The 5259-nt window shown below is 39.3% G+C and carries 6 protein-coding genes; 4 read left to right on the top strand and 2 right to left on the bottom strand.

All coding sequences use genetic code 11. The features are described from left to right. Both VQ643_RS15900 and VQ643_RS15895 read left to right on the top strand, forming a co-directional pair. Nucleotides 1–855, top strand: an 855-nt coding sequence (locus VQ643_RS15900; protein ID WP_414201431.1) for a hypothetical protein, incomplete at its 5' end; no start/stop codon positions are given. 380 nt (nucleotides 856–1235) lie between these two features. After that, nucleotides 1236–1544 carry a hypothetical protein gene (locus VQ643_RS15895; protein WP_414201429.1) on the top strand — a complete coding sequence of 103 codons (309 nt, stop codon included), beginning with the start codon at nucleotides 1236–1238 and terminating at the stop codon, nucleotides 1542–1544. Nucleotides 1545–1598: 54 nt separating this feature from the next. On the opposite strand, the gene VQ643_RS15890 is transcribed toward VQ643_RS15895, so the two are convergent. Beyond that, on the bottom strand, nucleotides 1599–2498 hold the full coding sequence (locus VQ643_RS15890) for a DMT family transporter (protein WP_414201427.1): 900 nt from the start codon (nucleotides 2496–2498) through the stop codon (nucleotides 1599–1601). 94 nt (nucleotides 2499–2592) lie between these two features. Between VQ643_RS15890 and VQ643_RS15885 the strand changes: the two genes are divergently transcribed. After that, a complete protein-coding gene (locus VQ643_RS15885) occupies nucleotides 2593–3372 on the top strand; it encodes an AraC family transcriptional regulator (RefSeq protein ID WP_414201425.1) in 780 nt (259 codons plus the stop codon). An 85-nt stretch (nucleotides 3373–3457) separates the two neighbouring features. Next, nucleotides 3458–4450, top strand: a complete 993-nt coding sequence (gene hemB / locus VQ643_RS15880; RefSeq protein WP_414201423.1) for a porphobilinogen synthase — start codon at nucleotides 3458–3460, stop codon at nucleotides 4448–4450. A gap of 52 nt (nucleotides 4451–4502) precedes the next feature. On the opposite strand, the gene VQ643_RS15875 is transcribed toward hemB, so the two are convergent. Beyond that, the gene (locus VQ643_RS15875; RefSeq protein ID WP_414201421.1) at nucleotides 4503–5156 is read right to left on the bottom strand and encodes a 7-cyano-7-deazaguanine/7-aminomethyl-7-deazaguanine transporter; all 654 of its coding nucleotides are present in this window, start codon (nucleotides 5154–5156) and stop codon (nucleotides 4503–4505) included. Nucleotides 5157–5259: the final 103 nt, after the last annotated feature.

The following is a 5259-nucleotide window of genomic DNA, read 5'->3' as shown; positions in this document are numbered from 1 at the left end:
GTATACAATTTTAGCTTATTGATTTTTATGATTCTTGGTTTATCTTGCTTTATTTACTTTAGTACATACAGAGCGTTAGATATATTAGAAATACCTCACGATCCTGTAATATTTATTTCTTTAATGTTTTTATTTTTTTCATTATTTCCTATAATTGCTTATGCAAAAAGAATATCGCTTAAACTAAAATTAGATAAAGTTTTTTTGTCAGCAGGTAAAAAAACACTTACGCATTTTAAAACAATTAACAAAATAGAGACCAATGGCTTGATGGCTCAAGCATTACCTATTCCAAAAGATATTAAAAGGGTATATTCCGTGATAGGGGTAGTATCGAATGCTACACAGTCTATGGCTGAAAGTACACTTTATGATATGAAAATTGCAGGTGTGAAAGTAGGTACTATGAACTATTTAACAGTGCTAATGGGAGGTAATAGAACAACAGGTAATGCTTCTTATTTTACAGACACTATTGAGTTTTCATGTAATGGTGTGGGTTTATATTTTCATTGGGCGCATCGAGGTAGTACAGTAAGTTTAAATAAACGGAATAAAGTAAGATACTTACCACCTTTTATTGCCAATGGTGATCTAATCTCTTGCCTTTATTTATTATCTAGTGAAAAAAATCAAAAGCTAAAAGCCCCGTGGTCTAATAAAGTTATAGGGTTAGTTAATTTTTCAGAAAAAACGATACTAATATATAATAACTCTATAATATTAGGACATAAAAATCTGCCTGAAAATTATTTGTCAGAATTGTATCCTTCATTTACAGTAATAAGAATGGCAGCTCCTTTGTCGGTAGCTACTCCAAAGGCTGATCCAGATTTTGAAAACTTTGTAATTTAAATAAAGCTAAAACAGATGTATTAGTTTTTAAATTTAACTAACCAATTGGTTTAAAGTGAAATATGGTATTGCTGAGATTGTTCAGAGTAGCTAATAACTCGATATGACAACGCTACTGCATTATTTTTATTCGATTAGGATCAAAGTTTTACAATGCTTAGTGAGTAGCTTCATTTATTAAGAATGTGAGCATGAAAAGTACATTCGGCTTGCAAGATTTGCATTCTTGGCAGGTGCGCAATCAGTGATGCTGGTGCGCGTACTGCCACTCAGACTATTACAAACAAAGGCCAGCGGAAACTTCAGCCTTTAAACAGAAAGTAGAGCCTTTAACAGTTGAACAGCTAGCCGTTGAAGCTGCACAGAAAGATCATCAAAGAATGAAAGGTCAATCTAGGCTGAAAATTGGTGCCTATATTTATATTGAAGATATTTTTGCAGAGAATAATGCTGTTATTTTTAAGTATTCTTTAACAGATCGCTGGAATGCATTAAGCCAAAAAAAACAAAATAAATATCAACAGCTTATGCAAAAAGATCTAACTTATCGAACTTGCTCATTGCAAACAGTGCGTATTTCCCAAGAGAAAGGTTTAGTTGAAGTCCATCATTATTATGATAAATATCCCATGCATATATTGTTTACATTAAATGCTAATAAACAGCTGTGTGTGATGAGTGGATTTTAGAAATAACGTACAAGCAATTAAAAACGCCGCATCTTATTAGCGGCGTTTTTAGTTTTATTCTGCGCAAGGCACAGCTTGTGGTTTGTTGCGCAGCGGTGTTTTCCATTTTTCTGATAAAAATACACCTAATAGGGTGAGCGCACCGCCTATGGCGTGATAGCCATAAAGCTGCTCGTTTAAAATGAGTGCGGCAATAATAGCAGTGAATATTGGCATTAAGTTAAAGAATACAGAGGTACGGCTTGGGCCTAATTTTTGAATTGCCAACATCCACAAAAGTGGTGCTGCTAAAGAGGCAAAAATGCAGGCATAAAGCACAAGCGGGATATTGCTAGAATCAAGCCCTTTGTGGTCGGCGAGCAAAAATAGCGGTAATAAAATGATGACGCCTGACAGAATTTGCAGGTAGAGCATTTGCATCGCAGGAATATCAATCTGCCATTTTTTCAACAGTAGGCTATACACAGCATAAGAAAAAATCGCGATGATCATTAATAAGTTGCCCATACCAATACCCTGTTTGGCAAGGCTCATAATATCGCCACCTGTCACTACAAGAAGTACTCCAGCGAAGGAAATAATACAGCCGACTAAAGCTCCTTTGGTTAGTTTTTGCCCTAAAAACAGCACCGCCAAGCTTATCGACATAATAGGCATTAGTGCTTGAATAATGGACATATTAGTTGCGCTAGTGGTTTCGGCGGCGTAGTAAGCTAGCGTTTGGAATAACGCCATGGCTAAGCAGCCTAAAAAGAATATTTTGCCTAAGTGCGGTTTAATATTGTTCCAGTTGCGTAGTGTAGGGCGCAGGACAAAGGGTGTGATAATTAAAGCGGCCAATAACCAACGATAAAAACCAATTTCAAGTGGGAAAATAGTGCCAACAGAGAGTTTATTGACCACCTGATTGCCAGACCAAAAGAAAATGGCTAGCAAGGGAAGTAGGTACTGCATAAAAAATATCTCCTAAAGATGAGTGGCTATTATGCACTGACTGTAAAAAAGGCTATACTGAATTTCGGTCACTCGCTGCTGAGATTCAGACAGTATGTCAAAAAAATATGTATCTATCCCACAATTAGAAGCATTGCCTGCTTGTATTTATTTTCGCTATGACGAATTTGGTGCTGATACTCATGCTCCGTCTCATGCTCATGCGTGGGGGCAGTTAAATTACACCTCAAGCGGTGTTATGCAGTTGGAAATTGATGGGCAGCATTTTGTTTCGCCTTCCAGCTATGCTGTATGGATTCCGCCGCATGCTAACCATAGTTGCTATAACCCAGCGCATGTTATTTATCGTTCGTTATATGTCAGCCTAGAGTATTGCAGCTTGTTTCCTAAGCAGGCCTGTGGATTGCACATTAGTGATATCAGTAAATCTATTTTAAATGATTTTGCCCAACGTCAACTTAATTCGCCGACTTCAGCAGAAGATAAGCGTTTAGCTCAAGTTTTGCTCGATCAGCTTAGCCAAGCTAGCTGTATTGCCAGCTATTTGCCATATAGCGCTAACGAAACGCTAATGAAAGTCATGCATGCTTTACAGAATGACCCCAGTAATACATGGTCGCTTGCCCAGTGGGCAGCGCATGTATTTGTGAGTGAGCGCACGCTAGCCAGATTATTTATGCGTGAAGTAGGTATTAGCTTCGGCGAGTGGCGGCAACGGCTGCGTTTTCTTTGTGCTGTAGATGAGTTAAATGCTGGAAAAAGCATAAAAGAGATTGCTTTTGACATGGGATATAGCACGGCATCTGCATTTATTGCTATGTTTCAACGCCATGCACATTGCACCCCTGAACAGTATCGACGCTTGCATGAATAATTTGTTGGCGATTTAGCAAGCTTGAACTTAATTAGGGTTTATACTTTTATTTTCTATTCAATTGGCTAAGAGCCTAGGAGCTGTAATGAGTAGCGAACTTCTTTACCGTCCACGTCGTTTACGTCGTAATGCACTGACTCGTGAGTTGGTAAAAGAAAATACCTTTGATCTAAATGACTTAATTCATCCTATTTTTATTGACGAAGGTTTGACTGAAGAACAGCCAATTGCCTCTTTGCCAGGAATTTCTCGCTTTCCAGAATCTCGTCTTGCTGACGAAATTGACGAGTTATGGAACTTGGGTATTCGCTATGTTATGCCATTTGGTATTTCACATCATAAAGATGAGATAGGTAGTGATACTTGGAATGATAATGGTTTGTTAGCGCGCATGGTGCGCACTATTAAACAACGTCGTCCAGAAATGATCGTTATTCCGGATGTTTGTTTTTGTGAATACACCAGCCACGGGCATTGTGGTGTAGTAGATTGCCATAACGATGTTAATAACGATTTAACTTTGGAAAATCTAGGCAAGCAAGCCGTTGCTGCGGCTCGTGCCGGAGCTGATATGCTGGCGCCATCTGCCATGATGGATGGGCAAATTGGAGCAATTCGTGCGGCATTAGATGCTGAAGGTTTTACCGATGTGGGCATTTTGGCACATGCCATTAAATTCGCATCTGCTTTTTATGGGCCATTTCGCACTGCGGTTGACTGTGAGCTAAAAGGCGATCGAAAAGGATATCAAGCCGATTTCCATAATGGCCGCCAAGCACTGATTGAAGCTGAGCTAGACGAAAGCGAAGGTGCTGATATCCTAATGGTTAAGCCAGGCACGCCTTATTTAGATATTGTTCGTCAACTACGTGATCGCACTCATTTGCCTGTTGCGGTGTACCAAGTAGGTGGTGAATATGCACAAATTAAATTTGCTGCGCAGGCTGGTGTGCTAGATGAGAAGCGTACGGTGTATGAAACACTCATAGGTTTTAAGCGCGCAGGTGCTGATATCATTGTTAGTTATTACACTAAACAAATTGCACAATGGCTAAAAGAAAGTGGCAGTTTGATTTAGCTTGGTCTAAAAAAAAGCGAAGGTGTACAACCTTCGCTTCTTTATTGTGCAGCTACTTGTGAGCTATTTCTTTACCCAATAACTTTTTCAGCAAGAAATTCAAGAGCACACCGTATAAAGGCAAGAAGAATACTAAGCTGATTAATAGCTTAATGGCGTAGTCGACGGCGGCAATCTCTATCCAATGCTCAGCCATAAATACGTCACTAGTTCGCCAAAAAGCAACAAAGAAAAAGGCAAAAGTATCAAGCAAGTTACCCACAAACATAGCCGCTGCTGGCGCAACCCACCATTGAGCATGTTGGCGTAAACGGTCAAAGACCTGAATATCCATTAGTTGCCCTAGCACATAGGCAGTAAAGCTCGCCAGTGCAATTCTAAACACAAAGAGATTGAATTCTGAAAGTAGGCTTAAGGGCTGCAACTGACCGTCTTGGAATAGTACTGAAATCATATACGACATCAGCAAGGCTGGCAGCATAGCCCAAGTAATAATGCGCCTGGCTGCTGATTTATTCATCAAGCGCACAGTTAAATCAGTCGCAAGAAAAATAAAAGGAAAGCTGAACGCCCCCCAGGTAGTTTTCCAGCCAAACAGCTCAATGGGAAACTGCACAAGGTAGTTACTGGCGATGATGATAAAAATATGGAAAGCAACCAAAACACCAATAGCACGGCGTCGGCGCTGATCTGATAAAAGCAGCATAAGAATAACCTTTTTAGGAATGGGGTGAGGGAACCCATAAAACATCGAATAATATACCGCAAGAAAGCGAATTATGGAAGATATATTTATTAATTATTTAAAT

It is taken from the genome of Pseudomonas sp. F1_0610 (assembly GCF_047470865.1).
Classification (GTDB): domain Bacteria; phylum Pseudomonadota; class Gammaproteobacteria; order Pseudomonadales; family Pseudomonadaceae; genus JAZDRH01.
Note: the sequence above shows the minus strand (reverse complement) of the source record. Positions and strands in the feature narration are given on the sequence as shown.